Annotated in this window: 16 protein-coding genes and 3 pseudogenes; 9 read left to right on the top strand and 10 right to left on the bottom strand. The window is 71.2% G+C overall.

Features of this window, described 5'->3' with window-relative positions; genetic code table 11:
• Window positions 1–76: 76 nt before the first annotated feature.
• Both AB0D48_RS24245 and AB0D48_RS24240 read left to right on the top strand, forming a co-directional pair.
• Window positions 77–556: pseudogene (locus tag AB0D48_RS24245) on the top strand (alpha/beta hydrolase fold domain-containing protein); the annotation flags it as partial.
• A 67-nt stretch (window positions 557–623) separates the two neighbouring features.
• Window positions 624–776, top strand: a complete 153-nt coding sequence (locus AB0D48_RS24240) for a hypothetical protein (protein ID WP_362400602.1) — start codon at window positions 624–626, stop codon at window positions 774–776.
• 100 nt (window positions 777–876) lie between these two features.
• Here the strand turns inward: AB0D48_RS24240 and AB0D48_RS24235 are convergent, their stop codons facing one another.
• Entirely contained in the window at window positions 877–1,296 is a 420-nt protein-coding gene (locus tag AB0D48_RS24235) for a hypothetical protein (RefSeq protein ID WP_362400599.1), read from the bottom strand.
• A gap of 235 nt (window positions 1,297–1,531) precedes the next feature.
• Between AB0D48_RS24235 and AB0D48_RS24230 the strand changes: the two genes are divergently transcribed.
• On the top strand, window positions 1,532–2,560 hold the full coding sequence (locus AB0D48_RS24230) for a glutathione S-transferase C-terminal domain-containing protein (protein WP_362400576.1): 1,029 nt from the start codon (window positions 1,532–1,534) through the stop codon (window positions 2,558–2,560).
• A gap of 36 nt (window positions 2,561–2,596) precedes the next feature.
• Here AB0D48_RS24230 and AB0D48_RS24225 read toward each other — a convergent pair whose 3' ends face one another.
• Window positions 2,597–3,757 (bottom strand): alpha/beta fold hydrolase, encoded by a 1,161-nt coding sequence (locus AB0D48_RS24225; RefSeq protein ID WP_362400573.1) that lies wholly within the window; start codon window positions 3,755–3,757, stop codon window positions 2,597–2,599.
• An 84-nt stretch (window positions 3,758–3,841) separates the two neighbouring features.
• On the opposite strand from AB0D48_RS24225, the gene AB0D48_RS24220 reads away from it, so the two are divergent.
• Window positions 3,842–4,819 (top strand): winged helix-turn-helix domain-containing protein, encoded by a 978-nt coding sequence (locus AB0D48_RS24220; protein WP_362400570.1) that lies wholly within the window; start codon window positions 3,842–3,844, stop codon window positions 4,817–4,819.
• 101 nt (window positions 4,820–4,920) lie between these two features.
• Here AB0D48_RS24220 and AB0D48_RS24215 read toward each other — a convergent pair whose 3' ends face one another.
• From AB0D48_RS24215 to AB0D48_RS24205, 3 genes and pseudogenes are all read right to left on the bottom strand, one after another.
• Window positions 4,921–5,829: a geranyl diphosphate 2-C-methyltransferase gene (locus AB0D48_RS24215; protein WP_362400567.1), complete on the bottom strand. Its 909-nt coding sequence runs from the start codon at window positions 5,827–5,829 to the stop codon at window positions 4,921–4,923.
• Between the two features lie 2 nt (window positions 5,830–5,831).
• Complete coding sequence (locus tag AB0D48_RS24210; RefSeq protein ID WP_362400564.1) at window positions 5,832–7,169, bottom strand: family 2 encapsulin nanocompartment cargo protein terpene cyclase; 1,338 nt, start codon at window positions 7,167–7,169, stop codon at window positions 5,832–5,834.
• A gap of 98 nt (window positions 7,170–7,267) precedes the next feature.
• Window positions 7,268–7,903 (bottom strand): annotated as a pseudogene (locus AB0D48_RS24205) (family 2B encapsulin nanocompartment shell protein); the annotation flags it as partial.
• 282 nt (window positions 7,904–8,185) lie between these two features.
• On the opposite strand from AB0D48_RS24205, the gene AB0D48_RS24200 reads away from it, so the two are divergent.
• The 4 genes from AB0D48_RS24200 to helR all read left to right on the top strand — a co-directional run bounded on the left by AB0D48_RS24200 (window position 8,186) and on the right by helR (window position 16,353).
• Window positions 8,186–10,708, top strand: a complete 2,523-nt coding sequence (locus AB0D48_RS24200; protein WP_362400561.1) for a SpoIIE family protein phosphatase — start codon at window positions 8,186–8,188, stop codon at window positions 10,706–10,708.
• Between the two features lie 92 nt (window positions 10,709–10,800).
• Window positions 10,801–11,100 carry a trypco2 family protein gene (locus tag AB0D48_RS24195; RefSeq protein WP_362400558.1) on the top strand — a complete coding sequence of 100 codons (300 nt, stop codon included), beginning with the start codon at window positions 10,801–10,803 and terminating at the stop codon, window positions 11,098–11,100.
• Between the two features lie 28 nt (window positions 11,101–11,128).
• Window positions 11,129–13,843 carry a tetratricopeptide repeat protein gene (locus AB0D48_RS24190; RefSeq protein ID WP_362400555.1) on the top strand — a complete coding sequence of 905 codons (2,715 nt, stop codon included), beginning with the start codon at window positions 11,129–11,131 and terminating at the stop codon, window positions 13,841–13,843.
• 329 nt (window positions 13,844–14,172) lie between these two features.
• Window positions 14,173–16,353: an RNA polymerase recycling motor ATPase HelR gene (helR, locus tag AB0D48_RS24185; RefSeq protein ID WP_362400552.1), complete on the top strand. Its 2,181-nt coding sequence runs from the start codon at window positions 14,173–14,175 to the stop codon at window positions 16,351–16,353.
• Between the two features lie 123 nt (window positions 16,354–16,476).
• Here helR and AB0D48_RS24180 read toward each other — a convergent pair whose 3' ends face one another.
• The gene (locus AB0D48_RS24180; protein WP_362400549.1) at window positions 16,477–16,803 is read right to left on the bottom strand and encodes a hypothetical protein; all 327 of its coding nucleotides are present in this window, start codon (window positions 16,801–16,803) and stop codon (window positions 16,477–16,479) included.
• Between the two features lie 391 nt (window positions 16,804–17,194).
• Between AB0D48_RS24180 and AB0D48_RS24175 the strand changes: the two are divergent.
• Window positions 17,195–17,984: pseudogene (locus tag AB0D48_RS24175) on the top strand (aldo/keto reductase); the annotation flags it as partial.
• A gap of 131 nt (window positions 17,985–18,115) precedes the next feature.
• Here AB0D48_RS24175 and AB0D48_RS24170 read toward each other — a convergent pair.
• The 4 genes from AB0D48_RS24170 to AB0D48_RS24155 form a co-directional block, all read right to left on the bottom strand.
• Window positions 18,116–18,376 carry a hypothetical protein gene (locus AB0D48_RS24170; RefSeq protein WP_362400546.1) on the bottom strand — a complete coding sequence of 87 codons (261 nt, stop codon included), beginning with the start codon at window positions 18,374–18,376 and terminating at the stop codon, window positions 18,116–18,118.
• Between the two features lie 327 nt (window positions 18,377–18,703).
• Window positions 18,704–18,916, bottom strand: a complete 213-nt coding sequence (locus AB0D48_RS24165; protein WP_362400543.1) for a hypothetical protein — start codon at window positions 18,914–18,916, stop codon at window positions 18,704–18,706.
• A 140-nt stretch (window positions 18,917–19,056) separates the two neighbouring features.
• Window positions 19,057–19,764 (bottom strand): intradiol ring-cleavage dioxygenase, encoded by a 708-nt coding sequence (locus AB0D48_RS24160; protein WP_362400540.1) that lies wholly within the window; start codon window positions 19,762–19,764, stop codon window positions 19,057–19,059.
• 125 nt (window positions 19,765–19,889) lie between these two features.
• Window positions 19,890–21,788 carry a glycoside hydrolase family 15 protein gene (locus AB0D48_RS24155; RefSeq protein WP_362400539.1) on the bottom strand — a complete coding sequence of 633 codons (1,899 nt, stop codon included), beginning with the start codon at window positions 21,786–21,788 and terminating at the stop codon, window positions 19,890–19,892.
• Between the last annotated feature and the right edge of the window lie 81 nt (window positions 21,789–21,869).

Below are 21,869 nucleotides of genomic sequence, written 5' to 3'. Positions count from 1 at the left end.
ATTGGCTACGCCGTATGGGTCTCAGGCGAGTGTTCCCCGGGTGCACGCACGCGTGAGCCGAGCTGTCGCAGCGGGGATGCGGGAGGCATCCGGCCGTCCGACCGGGGAGTGGGGCGTGAGTGACCGCCGCGCGCCGTCGGAGCCCGGCCGTGCCCCGGCGCCGGTGGCAGTGCCTCCTTTCGACCCCGAATTGAGCGTCGCGCTGGCGGCCTTGCCGAAGGAGTCGAGGGAGCCGATCACCCCGGACAATCTCGAAGCCCGGCAAGAGCGGGATGCCGCTGCCAGACCCAGGCCGACAGCCGAGGACCTTCGTGCCGACGGCCGCTTCGAGGTGACGGAACTCTGTGTACAGGGACCGCCGGACGGACCGGACGTCTCGCTCGTGAGCGCGCGGCCGTCCGGGCTCGCCGGGCCACTGCCCCTGCTGTACTACATGCACGGAGGCGCAATGGTCATGGGCAACGCGTGGTCCGTGCTGCCCCGGATTCTTCGCGAGTGGGCCCGCCCGCTGGAGCTGGCCGTCATATCGGTCGAGTACCGGTTGGCACCGCGGGCACAGTACCCGGGACCTCGGCCTAGCGGCCGTCTGGCGCCTGCCCTCACTTCACTGGCTGGCGGCAGCGATGTCCGCCTGCGGCGCTGCCGGCCTGATCCTGGCCGCCTACGGCTCCTCGCCCACCGTCATCGCGGCGGTTGCGGGCATCGCCCCGGGCGCCCTCCTCCTCGGCTCGGGCTGGTGGAGCATCCTCGCCCCGCCGAAGCACGGCACCGCCTGACAGGCGGCTTGTCCGCCCTCTGCCCGACTCCTGCCACAGCAGCCGGGGCCGCCACCCGATGTGGTGGCGGCCCCGGCCGGCGGCAACGGACGCGTCGGTGTCACCCGTGGGGGCCGGTCGTGTCCTGGGGGCCGCAGGGCGCGGTGATACAGACCCAGGTGCCGCTCTTGGGCAGCTTGATGCGCGTGTCCGAGCCGGGGCCGCCCTTGTGGCCGTGCTTCTCGCCGCTACGGGGACCGCCTCGGCCGATGGGGTTGACCTTGTCGCCGGATGCGTCCTCGCCCTGGCCGGACCCGATGCGGATGCCTCCCTCCCCGTTGGGGAGGACGAGGAGGAGGGTGGACCTGTTGTCGCTGCTGCCTTGATCCTCGGTGGCCGCGACGCCGTCATCGGCCACGACCGTGTGCGGTGCCGTAGGGACGGCCGCGAACGCGCCGCTCGGCACCAGCACGCCTCCCACGACCACGGCGGCAGAGGCGGCCAACATGAGGAATCGCGGCTTCCGGAAAGGGTGGGTCATGGGAATCTCCTGGGGCTCGAGGCGGTGAAGGGGGATGCGTCCAGTAAGCCCCCGCCCGCCCCACCCGGTCACGCCCCTGATTCCCGTGGCTTGACACACACGAGTGGTCCCGCTAGATGCGGCCCACCGCACCGCGAGCCCGTCCCGGCCCCGCCCGGTGGACCCGGACGGGCTCTCTGGGCCCGCACGGCCGTCCACGACGTTCTCCGCACCCCTTTGCGGGTAGGCGCAAGGGGTGAGCTACGTGACTCCGGGCAAGGAATACTCCCGCGACAGCCGGTACATCACCACGCGGATCACCGTTGACGGACGTGACGGCTACCGTGTGGAGCCGCACCGCTACCGACTGGTGGTCAGCCGGGCCTGTCCGTGGGCGAGCCGCGCGGTTACCGTACGGCGGCTGCTCGGGCTGGAGCAGGCGCTGCCGATGGCCATCGCCGGACCCGTGCACGACGAGCGCAGCTGGACCTTCGACCTCGATCCGGGCGGACGCGATCCCGTCCTCGGCATCGAGCGGCTCCAGGAGGCCTACCTCGCGCGCGAACCCGGCTACGACCGGGGCATCACGGTGCCGGCGATCGTGGATGTCCCGACCGGCGAGGTGGTGACCAACGACTTCCCGCAGATCACGCTCGACATGTCACTGGAGTGGACCGCCCACCACCGGGACGGGGCACCCGCGCTCTACCCGCCGGCGCTGCGGCCGGAGATCGACGCCGTCAACGAGGTCGTCTACCGGGACGTGAACAACGGCGTCTACCGAGCCGGGTTCGCCGGGTCCCAGGAGGCGTACGCCGACGCGTACGAGCGGCTGTTCAGCCGACTCGACTGGCTTTCCGCCCGGCTCTCGCGGTCCCGCTACCTCGTAGGCGACACGATCACCGAAGCGGACGTGCGGCTGTTCACCACGCTCGTGCGATTCGACACCGTGTACCACGGCCACTTCAAATGCAACCGGAACAAGCTCGCGGAGATGCCGGTGCTATGGGCGTACGCGCGGGACCTGTTCCAGACACCGGGCTTCGGCGACACCGTCGACTTCGACCACATCAAGCAGCACTACTACCTGGTGCATTCGGATATCAACCCCAACGGGATCGTGCCGGCGGGCCCCGACCTCTCCGGCTGGCTCGCGCCGCACCACCGCGCCGCCCTGGGCGGACGACCCTTCGGCAACGGCACCCCGCCCGATCCGGTCCTTCCCCAGGAAACGGTACCGGCCGACCACACCCCGGTCCCTGGAAACCGGCCCCAGCCCGGGTGACCGGCGCCTGCGGCGCGCCTCTGTCTCCCGGGCGGATCACCTCCGCAGGTGACGGGCGAAGAACGACCGCACGAGATCGCGCACGGCCCGCACGGTGACGCGCGGGTCGGCCCGCCCCACCATGGCGGCGCGTCCCGCGGCCGTCATCAGGCCGGCCTGGTGGAGCTGGGGGACCAGGGCCGCGTAATCGGTGAAGACCCAGTGCCCGGCGTCGTCGAGCTGCCGCCGGGCGACCGGTCCTCCGTGAGCCAGGAGCGCCGCCCAGGACCGGTCCAGCCGGGCGTCGCGGAAGCCGTCGGTGCCGGCCAGGAGCAACGGCCGGTCCGTCCCCTGCCGGGCCACCGGCAGGAGTTCGCCGTCCATCTGGTCGAGGTAGCCCTCCAGGTTGACGGCGGCGGTGATCCGCCGGTCCTCGTGCAGCGCCTGCGCGGCCGCGGTGCCGCCCGCGGAGTGCCCGTACACGCCCACCCGGTCCAGACCGAGGGCGTCGAGGACGAAGCGGAGGTCGGCGACCCGCGTGTCGATCACGGTGTGGAAGGTCGCCGCGTCCATGTCCGGACGCAGCACGGTCGTCCGGATCCGCTCGCGGCCCGGCCGCTCGTCGGGGAACTCCACCTCGCTCGCGTCCCCGGGGTGATCGACGGTGACGACGATCCAGCCGTGCGAGGCGAGGTCGATCGCCAGGGAGCTGCCCATCGTGCGGGCGTCGCCGCCGCCGGGGCTGTAGAGCAACACGGGGCGCCGGCCGGGCAGCGGCGGGGCCCCGGCCCGGGCATGGGTGAGGGTGGCCGCCCAGTCGACTCCCGCCTCAGGCAGGTGCGGACGGACCAGGTGGGCGATGGAGGCGAACTCTCCGGCGGCGCCGGGCGTGAGCTGCGGAACGCGTGGGAAGCCCAGGCCGGGCACGGCCGGGCGCAGGACGGTGACCATGAGCTCGCGCACGCCGATCCCGGGCTCCCACGGGTCGTTGCGGGAGGGGTCGACGAGGTGGAGGATCCGGGCACCGACGGCGTACGGTCCGGTGGGCGCCGGCAGCCGCAGGACCGGCGGCCCGGCGGCGGAGGCGGCGGAGGCGGCAGAGGCGGCGGAGGCGGCAGAGGCGGCGGAGGCCGGCAGGGCGCCGAGCAGCGTGGCGGCGGCCCCGGCGAGGACGCCCTTGGCGAGGGAACGGCGGCCGGGTGTGGAGGAGTTGGTCATGGACGGCAGCATGGGGGCGTGCGCCGTGTCGGGGCGAAGTGTGCGGCCTGGCCCGAAAGGCTGGCACAGAACGGGGAGATGTGCATGATCCGGATCCATTTCACGGCGGACGATTTCGCCCGGGTGAGGTTCGCGCGGCACCCCTCGCCCGTTGCCGAGATGCACGCCGCCTTGATGATGCTGGGCGCCCGGCACGAGGAACTGCTCTTCGGTCGCTGGCGGAACAGGCTGTTACGGTCCTTGCCGCGCGCGGCCGAGCCGCTCGCGGACCTGGTACCGGACGGGGTGGCTCCCGGATTCCTCGACGTCCTCGGCGACACGCCGCACGAGGGGTTCGCGCTGATCAGAGCGTCCCGCCCGGAGGTGGTACGGGCCGGGATCGAGCAGGTGTACGCGAGACGGCCGGCCCCGCCGTGGATCCGCGCCCTGCACAGTGGGGACGACCACGCCTGGCGGACACTCGGCCGAGCCCAGCGGGCGGCCTACGAGACGGTACTCGCGCCGGTCTGGCCGCTGGTCCAGGACCTGCACCGGACCGAGTTCACCCGTCATGCCCTGACCCTCGCCGAACAGGGCCTCGGCGCCACCCTGACCGGCCTGGCCCCGGGGTCACGGGTGCGCGACGAGGTCTGGGAATGGCCCCTGCCGGGTGTCCCGGGTGTGCGGGAGGTGCGGCTCGGCGGGCGCGGGCTGATCCTGCGACCGACCTTCCACTGGCGGCGCGGCCTCCTCCTCCAGGACCAGCCCGATCGTCCGGTGGCGCTCGCCTACCCGGCGGGCGTGGGGCTGCCGCCCGTCCCGAGCGGGGGCGGCCGGGCGGCCGAGCCCCTCGCGGGAGTCCTCGGGCACACCCGGCTCGCCCTGCTGCGCTCCTTGGACGAAGCCCGTACGACCACGGGCCTGGCCCGTCGTATCGGCGTCAGCAACGCCACGGCCTCCGCCCACGCCTCGGCGCTTCGCGCCGCCGGTCTCCTCACCACCACCCGCACGGGCCGGTCGGTGCACCACACGCGTACCCCGTTGGCGGAGCTGCTGCTCACCGGCGGCGCGGCCGACGGCTGACCCGGGCAGGGTGGGGGCCCCGGCCCGGGTGCACCCCGGCCGCCGCCCCGAAGGGCCGGGCCCGTCGGGTGCCGCCGCCGGCCCTTTCAGTGGGCGGTCCGTCAGATCCGGTCGGCTGCGATCAGGAGGTACTGGAAGGACCCGTCCTTGTACGAGTTGATGAACGCCTCTTCGATACCGGTGACCAGAGGAGACGTGGCCCGCAGCTCCCAGTAGGGCAGGGTCGCGGGAGTCAGGTCGATGACGGCCTGCGGTACGAGACGGTTGTCGACCATGGCGCGCATGTACTCCCGGCGGGAGTGGATGTTGCATTCGAAGTGCGCGTTGATCTGGGAGACCCACTTCGAGGGCTGGCCGTACCGCGGGTTCCAGCAGCCGGTGATGGTCACGTAACGGCCGCCGACCGCGAGGATGCGGGAGTGCTCGGCGAAGAGGTCGTGCAGGTCGACGTACATGCTCGACTCGTTGTTCCACGAGGCCGCTGTTTGCCCGGTGTCGAAGGGCGTGCCGAGCATGTTGCAGACGCGGGCGTGGACGTGGTCCTCGATGCCGAGTTCGCGGGCGCGCTGGTTGGCGAAGTCGGCCTGCTTGGCCGACAGGGTGACGCCCTCGACCTTGCATCCGAAGCGCTGGTGGGCCATGACCATCGAGCCGCCGCGGCCGCAGCCGGCGTCCACGAGCGTGTCGTCGCGCCCGATGGCGCCGAGGTGGTCCAGGAGGAGTTCGGCCTGCGCGGACTCCAGCCGGTGGAGCTCGGCGATCAGCCTCTTCTCGTATCGGCTGTCGTCGGCGTCGCCGAGGGCGGCCTGGTCGACGTCGCCGATGCCGTAGTGGTGGTGGTAAAGGCCGTCGACATCGCCGAGACGCAGGTTCACGGGCCGTGCCTCGTGGTCCCAGTAGCGGGCGATGTCCCCCTGGTAGGGCGTCACCGGGCCAGGGATGATCACGGAGGGTCCGGCGGAGGTGCCGTTGGTGGTGGTGAGATCGGTGCTAGTCACGGATAAGTCCATCCTTACCAGAAGTCGGGCAGGCTGTAGCGGTAGGTGTTGGTCTGGTGCCAGTAGTGGTTGCCGTCGACCCACGCGGCCACTCCCCGCAGGAAGCGCAGCACGCTCGGGACGGGGCAGGCGGCGGCCAGGGCGGCGGCTTCGGCTTCGAAGTCGTGCATGAGCTCGTTGTGGACCTCGACCGCCTTGAGGTAGGCCTCCCGGTCGGAGACGCCCTCGCGTTCGGCGATCACCACGGGCAGGTTCAGGTGCCGGCCGGGGCTGGCGAGTTCCTTGGTGTAGGAGTACAGGTCGTTGACGATGGTGGTGGCGTTCCCGGCGAGCGCGATGACCCGCTGCATGGGGGGCAGGGCATGGAGGTCCGCCGGCAGTTCATAGCCGCCGACGGTGTCGGTGATGGTGGGGCAGGGGCGGAAGTTGTTGAACTGCCGCATCGCCAGGTACTCCCACACCTCGGGGACGTGATCCGTCTGCGCCCACGCGGCCTCGGCGAGGTACCCCAGGTGCAGACGGGCCATGTCGTGCCGGTACCGGTCGGCCTGGGAGGGGCTGGCCTCCTGGAGGAAGTACTCCATGGCGGAGCGGTAGGCCCGCCGGGGCGCGTCCGCGTGGAGCGACTGCGCCCAGTCCGGCTGGTACTCCTTCGTCGTGTGGAGGGGGTCGAGGGCGGTGTGCGCCAGCAGAAGGCGTCCGCCGAGTCCGATGGGCGAGCCGCCGTGGTCCTCGCAGTAGCAGTCGTCGACCGCGTTCTCCGCGACCATCAGCCGCGTCGCGAGCATCAGGTGCTCGATGCTGGGAGCGTCCGGATGGCAGGCGACCATGTAGCGCCCGACGTGGAAGCCGTCGAACTGGTCCGCCCATTCCTCGGGGTACAGCTCGACCTCGTCAAGCGCCCAGGCCTTGATCCGGCGGCTGACCTCCTCCACCCGCGCCGGATCGGGCTCCGGCACCGGGTGGTGGTAGAGGCCCGGGATCGGATGGCCCGCCGCCGGTGCCTCGGGGGCCGGAGGCACCGGAGTCTCCGCACGCCGGGCCGGGTGCAGGCTCGCCGTGCCCAGACCACTGGGGCCGCGCAGGATCCGCTCCAGCGCAGCGCTCGACCGCCTCACCGCGGCTGCGCCCTCCTGCGCGGGCTGAGCGACCGCGTCGCCACCCGGGCCGCCGTCGGGGACGGGGACGAAGGGCAGGGCGGGCGGGCAAGGGAGGGCGTACCGGGCGCCGGCGACGGGTTCGACGCCGGAGGCGGGGGCGAGGACGTGGGTGTGGGTGAGGACGTGGGCCCCGAAGCGGGCCGCAGCGGCCGGCAGGCTCGACTGCAGAGGGGAAGGCCCAGGATCGGGCATCCGTAGCTCCTTGGTGAGGTGGGTGGGCTGTCCCGGGTCCCGGGCATGCTCGGTCGGCCCGGGAAGGTCCGGGCTGTCATGGCCGTCGGGCAGGTCCTCTAGTCGCGCCTGCGGGCGATCTGCACGTTCTCCAGCACGCCGAGCGCGTCGGGCACCAGGATGGCGGCGGAGTAGTAGGTGGTGACCAGGTAGGAGATGATCGACCTTTCGTCGATGCCCATGAAGCGCACCGACAGGCCCGGCTCGTACTCTTCCGGCAGACCGGTCTGGCGCAGACCGATGACGCCCTGGTTGTCCTCGCCCGTTCGCATGGCGAGGATCGAGCTGGTGTTCTCCTTGCTGATCGGGATCTTGTTGCAGGGCAGGATCGGGACCCCGCGCCAGGCCGGAACCTGCTGCCCGCCGACGTCGACGTGGTCCGGGTAGAGACCGCGCGCGTTGAACTCACGCCCGATCGCCGCGATCGTCCGGGGGTGGGCGAGGAAGAGCTTGGTGCCACGGCGGCGGCAGAGCAGCTCATCGAGGTCGTCCGGGGTGGGCGGCCCGGAGTGGGTCTGGATCCGCTGCTTGAAGGCGGCGTTGTGGAGCAGACCGAACTCCCGGTTGTTGACCAGTTCGTGCTCCTGGCGTTCGCGCAGCGCCTCGATCGTGAGCCTGAGTTGCTCCTCTGTCTGGTTCATCGGCCCGTTGTAGAGGTCGGCGACCCTCGTGTGGATCCGCAGCACGGTCTGCGCGTCATCGGGCGAACGCTCCTTCGTGCGGGCGCGGTGATCGGCGTACGTGCACGTCACCGGTGAAAGAGGGAAAAGAGGGTGAATATCCGGGAATGCATCCGGACCCGGGAACAGTAGCGGCCGGTATGCCCGTCCGACCCTGAGAACCATTGGCATTACCTCGATGCAGTGATCTTGCCCCGGCCGACTTGCCCGGCCAGACGGGCTACGTGTAATCACATCATCACTCTGAGTCATCACCGTGGCCGGGCTGACCCCCGCAGGTCTGCGCACACTGGAAACATGCCCGGGATGACTTTCGGCGGTACGGCGGCGCGTGAGGAGCTGCTCGCTGCCGCTGCTGTCGAAGCCGTCGAACGAACCAGCGCCTACGCCGGGAGTGTCTTCCTGCGTTCCCGCGACCGCCGGTCGATCACGCTCGCCGCCGCGTGCGGGGTGCCGCCGTCCCTGCTCGGTGGCTGGCGCCTGATTCCGGTGAGCAGCCCCATCCCGGTCGCCGTGGCGTACAGCGCGGGGCGTACGGTCCACCTCGCCGACGCAGAGGAGACCATGCGCCGCTACCCCCAGCTCGCGGTGGCCCTGCCACACTCCTTCGGCTCGTGCTCCGTGCCGGTGAGCGCGGGAGGAGAGACGTTCGGAACGCTGGCGATCGTCTGGGCGGTGTCCCCCGGCAGGAAAGGGCTTCCCAAGGCGGAGCGCCGCCGCGTGCGGACCATCGCCAGACGGCTCGGTGCTTCCCTCGCCGCCCTGCGGGCGCGGACCGGCGATCCTGTGGAATGTGACCCGGAAACGGTTCCCGTCGAGGTTCCGGCTCCCTCGGCGGCGGCCGTGCGGGTCGGCCTGTTCGACTGGGACCTGGACTCCGGCACCCTGACCTTGGACGATCAGAGCTGCGCGATCTTCGGTCTTGACCCCCGTGCTTTCGACGGACGAGCCGAAACGGTCGCTTCCTGCCTGCATCCCGGCGATCTCGCCTCCTTCCGGGCTTCCGCTCGGGCGGCGGCCGACACGGGCCGGCTCAGGGCGCGGCGGCTGCGCGTGCGGGATGACACGGACAGCGACGGGAGCTACCGCACGGTCGAGCTGTGGGGCCGCCTGCCGGAGGTCGACGACGCGCGGGCACGCACCCATCTGGTCGGCGCGGTCGTGGACGCACGGGCCGGCCACGAGGCCGTCGCAGCGGTCGAGCGGCTGCGGGACGGGCTGTTCTCCCTCGCCCCCGAGGGGCGGGTCACGTACGCCAACGCCGGCGCGCTGCAGCTATTGGACGTTCCCGGCGACGCGCTGCTGGGCCGGTGCCTCTGGGAGGCGCTGCCGTGGCTGTCCGATCCCGACATCGAGTACCGGCACCGCTCGGCGATGATCTCTCAGACGCCGGTCTCCTTCCTGGCCTGCCGCCCGCCCGACCAGTGGCTCGCCTTCTCCCTCCACCCGGCCCCGGAAGGAGTGACCGGCCGGGTCGTGCCCGTCCGTCAGCCACCTCGCGCCTCGACGCCACCCGCCGCCCCGGTCTCGGTCTCGGCCCCGGCAGCGCCGGTCCCCGCCCCGGCGCGCATGGGCGTCATGTACCACGTGTTGCAGCTCGGCAGCGCGCTGACCGAGGCGGTCACGGCCCGCGAAGTCTGCGAAGTCGTCTCCGACCAGCTCCTTCCGGCCTTCGGAGGCCAGCAGCTGGCGATCTACGTGGTGCGCGGCGAATCGCTGCACCTGCTCTTCCACACCGGCCGCCACGAGGACTTCCTCGACTGGCTGGAGGGCGAACCCCTGCACGCCCACCTGCCGGGCACGGAAGCCCTGACGTCCGGCGCCCCGCTGTTCATCGAGTCCCAGCAGGACCTTGCCCGGAGCTACCCGGACATTCCCACGGGTGGGGTGAGCTCCTGGGCGTACCTGCCGCTGATCGCCTCCAGTCACCCCGTCGGCACCTGCGTCCTCGGCTTCGACGAGATCCATCAGTTCACCGAGAAGGACCGCGGCGTCCTGACCGCCCTCGCCGGTTTGATCGCGCAGGCTCTGGAACGAGCGCGGCTCTACGACTCGGAGTTCAACCTCGCCCGCGGCCTGCAGCAGGCGCTCCTGCCGCACCGGCTCCCCGTACTCCCGGGCATCCGTACCGTCGTGCGCTATCTGCCCGGCACCAGGGGGATGGAGATCGGCGGTGACTGGTACGACGTCATCCCCACCGACAGCGGGGTCTGTCTCGTCATCGGAGACGTGGAGGGCCACAGCATCGCCGCCGCGGCCACCATGGCCCAATTGCGCAGTGCGGTACGCGCCTTCGCGGCCGTGGGACATACGCCCGCCGATGTGATGGCGGGCGTCAACCGAACCCTCATCGACCTGGACCCCGGGCTGCTGGCCAGCTGCTGCTACATCTACCTCGAACCCCACGGCCACCACGCGTACGCCGTTACCGCCGGCCACCCCCCACCCCTGCTCCGCCACCCCGACGGGACGACCGACGTCCTCGGCCTGAACGTCGGCCCCATCCTCGGTGTGGAGCGCACGAGCGTGTATTCCGAAACCGGGATCACCCTTCCGCCGGGGTCCGTCCTCGCCCTCTACACCGACGGCCTGGTGGAGGAACCCGGAGCCGACATCGACGTGGGGATCGACCGGCTGCGAGCATCCCTGGCCCACACCCGCGCCGGCTCACTGGAAGAACTCGCCGACCGGCTCCTGCACAACGCCCGCGGCTCCGCCTACCGGGCTGACGACATCGCCCTGCTGCTCACGGAGATCCGCGCACCCCACCCTGAAGAACACAACGGTGGAGCGGGAGGGGTCCCGCCCGGCGACCTGTAGCTGCCACGGCCGGACGAGTGGCTTTTGCTTCCGGAGCGGGAAGACTTGCTGCGCGTCCGTGCAAGGGCAGGGCATCCGGAGGGGGAACCACGGTGAAGCTGGGACTCGCGGAAACCATCGCGGCGTTGCGTACCGAGCTGAACGAGGCGGTCGCAGCGGCCGACGACGCCGGCATCCGGTTCGAAGTAGGGCCCATCGAGCTCGAGTTCCACGTCGGAGTGACCCGTCAGGGCGGAGGCAGGACAGGGGTGCGCTTCTGGGTGGTGGAAATGGAGGCCGAGGGTTCGTACGCCAGGGAACAGGTGCAACGGATCACGCTCACCCTTCAGCCTCCCGTGAACAGCCAAGGGGAAACCGTCAAGGTGTTCGACGAGAGTCACCACAAGCCCTGACCCGTGCCGACAGACGGGACGATGAACGGTGAACCTGACTGATCACGCCGTGGAGGTACTGCGCCGGCGCTCGGGCGGGGTCGGTGCGTCGGTGTGGACCGTGGGCTCGGGCTACGCGGTCGGCGCGTCGTACGTGCTCACCGCGGCGCACAACGTGACGACCGGCCCCACCCCGGACGAGGAGGTGCTGGTACGCCGACTCGATCACCGCGAGTACAGGGCGACCGTGGTTGCCGCCGGGCCGCCGGGCGGCCCCGACATCGCCGTGCTCGACGTCGCGGCCGAGGACTTCCCCCGGCCCCCGTTCACGGTGGCGTTCGCCCGGATCGACCGGAGCGGGATCGGCCCGGTACCGGACTGCTGGGCGATGGGCTTTCCCGGGTTCAACACGCACCCGGCTCACGCTCCGGACCTGCCTCGGCTGCGGGACAGCGTCGAGGTGTACGGCAGCGTCCTGCCGGGCTTCCACATCCGGCGCGGACTGCTGCACCTGGAGACCGGGGCCACCCCACCGGTCCCGCCTGCCGGGTCGGCGCGCAGATCGCAGTGGCAGGGCATGTCGGGAGCGGTGGTGTTCGTGCAGGATCCCGTGCGAGGTCCGCTCGCTGTGGGAGTGATCTCCGGGCACCACGGCCCGGCGGGCCCTTCGTCGCTGACCGTCGTGCCGGTGACCGAACTCGCCGCCCTCGACGAAAGCCGCAGCAGCCGGTGGTGGCGGCAACTGGGCCTCGGGGCATGGGTCACGATCCGCCCGCGTTCCCCGTCCGGCCCTTCGGGCCCGGCCACCCTCACCGGCGGGCGGCTGGCGCTGGGGCGACCCAGCGCTCATTTCACCGACCGCGAGCAGGAAGCCGCCGAAGCCACGGCCCTGCTCACCCGGGACCTCAGCGAGTCGGTCCCGGTCGTCGTCCTGTACGGCATGGGCGGCGTCGGCAAGACCACGCTCGCCCGGCAGCTCGGCCACCGGCTGGGGTCCGTGTTCCCGCACGCACGAGTCCTGGTCGACCTCGGCGGAGCCTGCGAAGCGGCCGTCTCCACCGACGCCGCCATCGTCCAGCTCCTCGGCCACCTCGGGGTGAAGCCCGACCGGATGCCTCACCAACCGGACGAACGGCGCCGTGAGTTGAAGAACATCTTGCGCCAGGGGCCCAGCCTCGTCGTCATCGACAACGCGGTGAGCGCCCGGCAGGTCGAACCGCTGCTCCCCGACGCGCCGGGCAGCGCAGCGCTCGTGACGAGCCGTTCGGCGCTCACGGCGCTCGACGGAGCCGACCTCCTGCTGCTCGACCCGCTGCCCGCTGACGAGGGCCTGCGCCTGTTCGAACGGATGGTGGGCAGCCGTGCGGTCCCCCGCGACCGCGAGGCCTCCCGTTCCATCGTCTCGCTGGTGGGCGGACTGCCACTGGCGATCCGGGTCACGGCGGCGGCCGCCGCTTCGCCGACGCTGCGCCGTCGTCCCCTGTCGGTCCTGGCTGACCGACTCGCCGGCAACAGTGCGTCATTGCTCGGCCTACGGAGCGGAGACACTGGATTGCGCAGCAGTTTCGACCTCAGCTACCAGCTCCTGCGGGAGGAGACCCAGGGCTTCTTCCGCTGCCTCGGCCTCCTGCCGGGCGCCGACTTCAGCGCCGAGGCCGCCGCCGGGGCCACCGCGCTGTCCGCGCCGCACGCGGAGGAACTCCTCGCCGAACTCGCCGACCAGCACCTGGTGGAGGTCCGGGGCGAGACTGCCGCCCGGTACCAGCTCCACGACATGCTGCGGCTCTACGCTCGCGAACGGGCGGAGAACGAGGACCCCGAAGCGCACCGGAGGGCCACCCTGCGCGGTGCGGTCCAGTGGTACGAGCGCTCGCTGGCCGCGTGGATGTCCTTGCCCGGCGCGCACGAACGGCCGCCCGAGGACGCGCTCGTCTGGTACGCCCAGGAGCACACCAACGTACAAGCAGGCCTGCGCGCCGCCCACGAGAGCGGCGAATGGGACCTGGTGACCGCGCTGAGCACGTCGCTGTACGGGCTGCTCGCGTACCGCGGCAGGTGGGAGGACCTCGAAGCCGCCAAGACGTGGGCAGTGGAGGCAGCACGGGAACAGCACGACCTCCCCGCCGAACTGGGCTCGCTCATCCATCTGGCCGAGGCTCGCCGCCTGCTCGGCCGGACCGACGGGATCGCCCCCCTGTACGAGCGCGCCCTGGAGATCACCACCGAGCGGGGGGACGACGGCCGCCGTGGCTGGGTCCTCACGCACTACGGCGACTTCGCGTGCCAGCTGGGCCGCCCGGAGCAAGCCATGCTCCGGTACGCGGAGGCAGGCCGTATCTACGACGCTCAGGGCGACACCGCGGCACGGATCTGGCTCGCCGCCCACATCTCGGACGCCCAGTTGCAGAGTGGGCGTCCCGACGACGCCGTGCGTACTCAGGAGGAGGCACTGCGGCTGAGCCGGGACCGGGACGATCGCGGTGAGGAGGCCTGGTGCGCGTGGCACCTCGCCCTCGCTTACGACGCGGCGGGCCGCTACCCGGAGGCCGAGAACGCGATCGGCACTGCGATCGCCTTCCACCGGACCGAGCGGGATCGCGGCGCTCTCGCCACCATGCTCGCCGCTCTCGGCCGCGTCCACGAGCACAGCGGCCGACCTGACCTCGCTCGCGAGGCGCTCCAAGAGGCACTCGCCCTCGTACGCAGCCTTGACGCCCCGAGCCGCGAGGAGGAGATCCGCGCCGAACTCGCCCGCCTGTCGTGATCCGGTGAGACGACGACCGGCACGCGGTGGCTGAGCGATGGGATCTGACGAAGACAAAGAGGATTGCCCACTCCTTGCCACTCTCAACTTATAGCGCACCAGGGGGCTTGCGGCAAGATCCACCTCGTCGGGCAGAATCGCGGACCGAGGTCAGGACTTGCCACATGAGGAGATTCACGAAGTGTGTTTTTTGTTGTCGGTTTACGGGTCTCGCGGTGCCACCGACCCGATCGTGGGACGCGGGCTGAGGTTGCGGGCACCCGACACCGGCGTGCGGGTGTGCGCCCCGCTGGACGTCGTGGCAGCAACCGCGAACCGGAGCTGATGACGTGAACCCGTTGACCACCAGCGCGTTCGCGCTTCCCGACGGCCTCTCCCCCAAGGCCGACCCGGCTCTGATCGGCGCCGACGAGCGGCACTTCGCGGACATCGCGGAGAGCCTCGAACAAGCGATCTCCGAACTGTCCGACCGCCTCGAGACCGAGCGCCGGGCTCCCGGCGGCATCGGCCGGGAGGCGATGGAGCGGGACATGGAGATCCACCGGCTGACAGGTCGTCTGCGCGCCCTGCGTCGCTTCGGATTGGACCTGTGCCTGGGACACATCGTCAGTACGGACGATCCCGAGCCCGTGTACATCGGACGCCTTGGCCTCACCGACAGCGCGGGGCGTCGGCTGCTGCTCGACTGGCGCTCCCCCGCGGCCGAGCCGTTCTTCGCGGCGACCCACGCCAACCCGATGGGTCTGGCGAGCCGCCGCAGGTACCGCTGGACCCGCGGCCGGATCAGCGACTACTGGGACGAAGTGTTCACCGCCGACGGGCTGGAGGGACACGCCGCCCTCGACGACCAGTCCGCTTTCATCGCCAGCCTGGGCGGCAACCGGTCGGCCCGGATGCGCGACGTGCTCGCCACCATCCAGGCCGACCAGGACGCCGTCATCCGGGCAGGATCCCGCGGCGCTCTCGTCGTCGACGGTGGTCCGGGTACGGGCAAGACCGTCGTCGCTCTGCACCGCGCAGCCCACCTGCTCTACTCCGACCCCCGCCTCGGTCACCGTCGGGGCGGCGTGCTGTTCGTCGGTCCGCACCAGCCCTACCTGGCCTACGTCGCCGATGTCCTGCCCAGCCTCGGCGAGGAGGGCGTACAGACCTGCACCCTGCGCGACCTCGTCACGGAGGGGGCCGGAGCAGCGATCGAGACCGACCCGAGCGTGGCCCTCCTGAAGTCGTCCGCGAACATGGTGAAGGCGATCGAGGCGGCCGTCCGGATCTACGAGGAGCCGCCCACCGAGGGGATGACGGTCTCCAGCCACTGGTCCGACATCTGGCTGAGCGCCGAGGACTGGGCGGCGGCGTTCGAGGCGGTGGAGCCGGGCACTCCGCACAACGAGGCGCGTGACCAGATCCGGGAGGAGCTGCTCACGATCCTGATGGACAAGGACGACAGTGACGTCGCGCCCGAGCTGCTCCGGAAGTCGCTGCTGCAGGACCGGGACCTGATCAGGACCCTCAACCGTGCGTGGCCGATGCTCGAAGCCGGTGACATCGTCGGAGACCTGTGGTCGGTGCCCGCCTACCTGCGCAAGTGCGCTCCCTGGCTCGGCCCCGATGACGTTCGCACACTGCAGCGCGAGGACGCCCAGGCCTGGACGGTGTCCGACCTGCCGCTCCTGGACGCGGCGCGGCAGCGGCTCGGCGACCCGGATGCGTCCGTACGCAAGCGCCGGCACGAAGACTCCGTCGCCGCCGAACGGGCGCGCAGGGCCGACGTCATCGACGGCCTGCTGGAGGCCGACGACGACGGCGAGGGCGCGGTGACCATGCTGCGCGGACGGGACCTGCAGGACACCCTGATCGACGAGAGCGCACTGCCCGGCACCGAACCTGACCGCCTCGTCGGCCCGTTCGCACACGTCATCGTGGACGAGGCCCAGGAACTGAACGACGCCGAATGGCAGATGCTGCTGCTCCGCTGCCCGTCCCGGAGCTTCACCATCGTCGGGGACCGCGCCCAGGCCAGGCACGGGTTCACGGAGTCGTGGCAGGAACGGCTGGAGCGGGTCGGGCTCGACCGGATCAGCGTGGCATCCCTGAGCATCAACTACCGCACGCCGGAGGAGGTCATGGCGGAAGCCGAGTCGGTCATCCGAGCCGAGCTCCCGGACGCCAACGTGCCCACCTCCATCCGCAGCAGCGGCATCCCCGTCGTCCACGGCTCGGTTGCGGATCTGGACGCGATGCTCGACACCTGGCTCGCCGCGCATGCGGAGGGGATCGCCTGTGTCATCGGCACTGGTGACACAGTCGAGGGCGCCTTCACCGGCGAGGGGGCGTTCCGGACGAGGTCGCGCGTCCGGTCGCTGACCCCGGAGCTCTCGAAGGGGCTTGAGTTCGACCTGGTCGTCCTGCTCGACCCGGAGGAATTCGGCAAGGGCGTCGAAGGGGCGGTCGACCGCTATGTCGCGATGACCCGGGCGACCCGGCAACTCGTCATCCTGACGAGTTCCTGACGCCGGCCAGGACGACGATCCAGCCGAGCGGAACCAGGCCCTCGGGCCTCGCGGGCCGGTAGCCGAGGGGCAGGGGACCGCCCCCGCCCCCTCGGTCGCCGGCCACCGCTCGGTGGAGTCACCTCATCCCACGAAGCCGCTGCACTCGGTGTGCTGGTTGCCCTGCGACACGGAGTACTTGGCGTTCTCCACGTTCAGCATCTGGAAGCCGCCGTCCTCACCGATGTTGAACTGCCCGCCCGCGGCGGTGGGCGAGGAGAGGAACGCGGGCCCCGGCGTGAAGCCGCCGCCGGACAGGTGCACCTTTCCGTTGTCCAGGACGCCGGAGATGGAGCAAGTGGCGGCGGGGACGGCAACGGCTGCCGGAGCCCATGCGAGGGCGGCCGGCGAGACGAGGAAGGCGGCGGCGACGAAGGGAGCGAATGCGGACAGACGTGTGGGGCGGTTCATTGTTCTTCCTCCCAGGAGGAGAGAGGTCTGCGTCCATTCCATCGTGTGCCCACCGTCCGCAGGCGTCGACCGGGGCCGGCCTCGCCCAGCTCTCCGCCGAAATCTGCGGGCAGCCCGAGGGACGTGCGTACGGGCCGCTACGTTCCGTAACCAGGTCGACAGGAGTGCTTGCCGATCCCGGGGAAGGGGGCACACCAGGCTGCGGAAACTGCCCTGAGCAGGATAAACGCACGTGAAACGCACATTTCGCTCCTGGCTGGGTAGGTTAAAGGTGCGGGGTGCGGTCCTGGCCACCATGGCCGCGACGGGGGACCGTGCCCCGCCGCTGATCCACCCGGGCCCGCCCCGGGCGGTGCGCATCCCCTGCCGGTGGTGAACGGCGGTCAGTTGACTCGGACGGGCCGTCGCCGGGCGCCGCGCCGAGGTGGTGCTGGCCACGAAGTTCGGCTTCGCCAACCGCCTGGGCGAGCCCACCCGGGTCCGCGGCGACGCCGCCTACGTGCGGCAGGCGTGCGAGGCGTCGCTACGCCGGCTCGGGGTCGACCACATCGACCTCTACTACCAGCACCGGGTCGATCCGCGGGTGCCGATCGAGGAGACCGTCGGCGCCATGGCCGAGCTGGTGCGGGCCGGGAAGGTCCGCCACCTCGGACTGTCCGAGGCCGGCGCGCACACCATCCGGCGGGCGCACGCGGTACACCCGATCGCCGCCCTGCAGAGCGAGTGGTCGCTGTGGACCCGCGACCTGGAGGCGGAGATCGCACCGGTCTGCCGCGAACTGGGCATCGGCATGGTCCCCTTCTCCCCGCTCGGGCGCGGCTTCCTGACCGGTCGGTACAGCTCGGTCGAAGGGCTGGCCGAGACCGACGTGCGGCGCACCCAGCCGCGCTTCGCCGACGGCAACCTCGTACGAAACCTGGCGATCGTCGCGAAGCTGACCGAGCTGGCCGCGGCGAAGGGAGTCACTACCGGCCAGCTCGCCCTGGCCTGGGTGCAGTGCCGGGGCGACGACGTGGTGCCGATCCCCGGAACCCGGCGGCGGCGCTACCTGGAGGAGAACCTCGCGGCCCTTGCCGTGGAGCTGTCCCCGAGGACCTCGCCGCCATCGAGGCCGCCGCCCCGCCGAGCAGATCGCGGGTACGCGCTATGACGCGACCAGCCTCACCTTCGTCAACAACTGAGCCCACCGCAGCTGTTCGCCCGGGCGCTGCCGCCCAGGGCGAACAGGGCGGTCGATCTCCGTCGGCCGCGCTCGACGGTCGGCGGCGGCGTCCGGCGCCTTGCCGGGTCCGCCGCCGACAACGGGCCTGGACTAGTACCAGTAGCTGAGCCCCGACTTGTACGGCGTCAGGCTCCGCTGTCCCACGACGCCGCGGTAGGTGTACCAGCCCCACTTCTTGCACATGGTCTGGTAGCTGAGGGTGTTGTACGCGCCGGACCCCACGCGCACGCGCGGGTAGACGACGTTGTCACCCCAGTCGCCGGTCGCCGGACCGGTCGAATAGGCGTCCACCGCCCAGTAGACGCCGACCACCGAGCCGCCGGCCGGGCAGTTCCAGTTGCCGAAGTTCACCCAGACGTTCCCCCCTGTCCAAGCGCTCGCCGGTGCGGCGCTGAGTCCGACGATCCCGGCTGCCATCAGTGAGCCCGCCAGCACTCCACGAGCCTTTCGCAACAACGATCCAGGCATGGAACCTCCCCTACGCGGCTGCGCACCATCGCGCATCTCGCCCTCGTCGGCAGAGCTTCCCACCAGAACCAGGCGATTGTCTGACTTACGAGGAGATTGATTGAAAGTCGAACGGATGGCCGATAGTCGATGATTTGACCATCCCCGGAATCCGGCACCTGACATCCGGCAACCCGGCACCCGGGATGAACAGCGGGGCGGAACTCCCTCTCAGAGGGATTCCTCGGCGACGTCCTCGGCCGCGCGGCTCTCCGCGGTGTGCGGGTCGAGTTCGCTCAGCGTCAGGAGGGACACGTCGTCGGCGAGACGCTTCTCCCATGCGGCGGCCATGTCCTCCTGCCGCTCGCGGGGCAGCTGCTGCACCTCCTCTCGTCTGGCCGGGGCGAGGGCTTTGAGGAACCGCGTCAGCGAATCGGTGTCCATGGCTGCGTCCTTCGGGTCCGTGGCCGCGCGGGCCGCGCGCCCGGGGTGGTGGGTCCTGGGGCATCCCTTCCCGGCACTTCGGCCGGAGGATGCACCGGGCGCCACCGCGTCACCCCCGCGCGGGGCAGGGGCCTCACGGCTCAGTCGATCCCCACGGTGTACGCGGCGCGGTAGCCGGCGCCATCGGCTGCGGGGGCCAGGGTCAGGGCGTTTCCGGAGTCCCGGTACCGGCTGTCCCGGGCGTTGGGGTGCTCCGGCACCGGACGGCGCGCGTAGGGCTGCTTGGCGTACAGCCGCCGCAGCAGGTCCTCGGGGAAGAAGAGCTGCGACGAGGTCTCGGTACGGGTGTCGGGGCGACGCACCTTGAAGTGGATGTGCGGGGCCAGGCCCGCGTACCAGCCGGGCACGATCGTGCGGAACACGCACCTGCCCGCACCGTCGCTGACCTGCGTACCGCGCAAGAACACGTCCTGGCCGCTCGAGTAGGTGCCTTGGGCATCGGCATGCCACACGTCGACGGCGACGCCCTTGACGGGGCGGCACCCTTCGGAGACGCGGACCACCGTCAGGTCCAGGCGCAACGGCACGCCTTCCCGGCCGTCCGTGATGTCCGACCGGACCCGGTCGAGGTCCAGGTAGTACGGTCCGGTACCCCACTCCGTGGTGAGGACACAGCCAGGAGTGGAGGTTCCGCGAGGTGGGGACGCGGGCTCCGACGTCTGCTGCGGCGCCGTGCGCAACGCCACGGTGGACGTACCGCAGGCTGCGGTCAGCGCGCCGACCGCAGCCGACCCGGCGGCCAGCAGCACCGCACGGCGGGTGGTGGGGGAGATTTCGTTCTCGGCCATGCACAGCCCCTCACACGTACGTTCCGTCCTCAGGCCGCCGCCTGCGGACGGCCGCGACCACGGTGCCGGAACCCGAGGAGACCGGCCACGGCCGACACGCTCCCTCACCCGGTCGGCAGAGAAGATCACCCCCGGGACGCGCCCCGCGGGGGGCGTCCCGGGTCCTCTGCGCGCCGTGCGGCCCTGTCGAGTTCGTCGTCGAGTGCCAGGGCGGCGGTGATGAGGGCGAGGTGGGTGAAGGCTTGGGGGAAGTTGCCGAGCTGTTCGCCCGTCGGGCCGATCTCTTCGGCGAAGAGGCCGACGTGGTTGGCGTAGGTGAGCATCTTGTCGAAGGCGTAGCGGGCCTGTTCGAGCCGTCCCGCCCTCGCGAGTGCGTACACGTAGAGGAAGCTGCACAGCGAGAAGGTGCCTTCGGTGCCTTCGAGGCCGTCCGGGGAGGCCTCCGGGTCATAGCGGTGGACGAGGCTGTCGGAGACGAGCTCGGTGTCCATTGCGTCGAGGGTGGCGAGCCAGCGCGGATCCCTGGGGGCGATGAAGCCGACGAGCGGCATCAGCAGCAGGGAGGCGTCCAGGACGGTCGTGCCGTAGTGCTGGACGAACGCCTGCCGATCGGTGCTCCACCCGCGGGTCATGATCTGCTCCATGATGGCGTCGCGTACCGCCATCCAGCGGGTCAGGTCCGCCGGACGGGCGTTGGCCACCGCCTGACGGATGCCTCGGTCGAAGGCGACCCAGCACATCAGGCGGCTGTAGGTGAAGTCCTGCCGGCCGCCGCGGGTCTCCCAGATGCCCTCGTCCGGGCGGTCCCAGTTGCCGCACAGCCAGTCGAGCACACCGGCGGAGCGTTTCCAGGCGTCGTAGCCGACGACTTCGTTGACCTGGCCGGATTGGGCGAGGGCGTAGACGGCCTCGCCGTAGATGTCCAGCTGCAGTTGATCGGCGGCGCCGTTGCCCGCGCGTACCGGGGCGGAGCCACGCCACCCTTCCAGGTGGTCGAGGACCTCTTCGCTCAGGTACGGGTCCCCGTCGACGCGGTACATGATCTGGAGGGGTTCTCCGTTGGGGGCGCCATCCTCCAGCCGCTGCCACAGCCACCTGCGGAAGGCGTCGGCTTCGTCCGTGAAGCCGAGGTCGCGCATGGCGCGGACCGAGAGGGAGGCGTCGCGGACCCAGGTGTAGCGGTAGTCCCAGTTGCGTTCGCCGCCCTCCTGCTCGGGCAGGCCCGTGGTGGCGGCGGCGATCGGCGCGCCCGTGGGGGCGTAGGTGAGGAGCTTGAGGGTGATGGCGGAGCGGTTGACCATCTGCTGCCAGCGTCCGCGGTAGGTGCACCGGCCGATCCATTCGTGCCAGAAGCGGCGTACGGCGGTGAACTGTTCCGCCATGTCGGCCGCGGCGACGGGCGGCGGGGGCCCGCTCCGGGCGTCGCACACGGTCAGGGAGACGGCCGCACGCTCGCCGGCGTGCAGGGTGACGGTTGCGCGCACGTCCTTCTCGTCGGCCTCCAGCGGCACGGGGCCGACGGCCTGCAGGTACGCGGTGACTCCCGGCCCTTCGAAGCGCGCGGTGGAACCGTCCAGAGCAAGTCCGTGCCGCGCCCGGCCGTAGTCGAAGCGGGGACGGCACTCCAGCATGAAGCGCACGGTCCCGCGTACCACCCGCATGACCCGCACCACCTGGTGGCGGTCGGTGGCCGTGTGCTCCTCGTGGACGGGCATGAAGTCGACGACCTCGCCGACGCCCTCGGCGGTGAGGAATCGAGTGATGAGCACCGCGGTGTCGGCAAGGTAGAGCTGGCGGGTGACGACGCCGGCTCTGCCCTCCGGCCCCTCGTCGGCGCCGGAGGGCGCGCCCGCGGTGATGGCGAAGTGGCCGCCGCGGCCGTGGTCGAGGAGGGCTGCGAAGATGCTGGGCGAGTCGACGCGCGGCGAGCAGAACCAGTTGAGAACGCCCTCGGACGAAACGAGCGCGCAGGTCTGCAGGTCCCCGATCAGGCCGTGCTCGGCAATCGGCGGGTACGGCCGCATCACCCCTCCACGTGGGGAGGGAGCTCGCCGGGCTTCAGCTCGCGTTCGCCCGGAGTGGCCGGACGAGCGTCAGCCGAAGGC

Origin of the sequence: Streptomyces sp. NPDC048269 (assembly GCF_040652395.1) — a bacterium.
In the GTDB taxonomy this organism is placed as follows: domain Bacteria; phylum Actinomycetota; class Actinomycetes; order Streptomycetales; family Streptomycetaceae; genus Streptomyces.
This window is presented reverse-complemented; position numbering and strand designations above follow the sequence as displayed.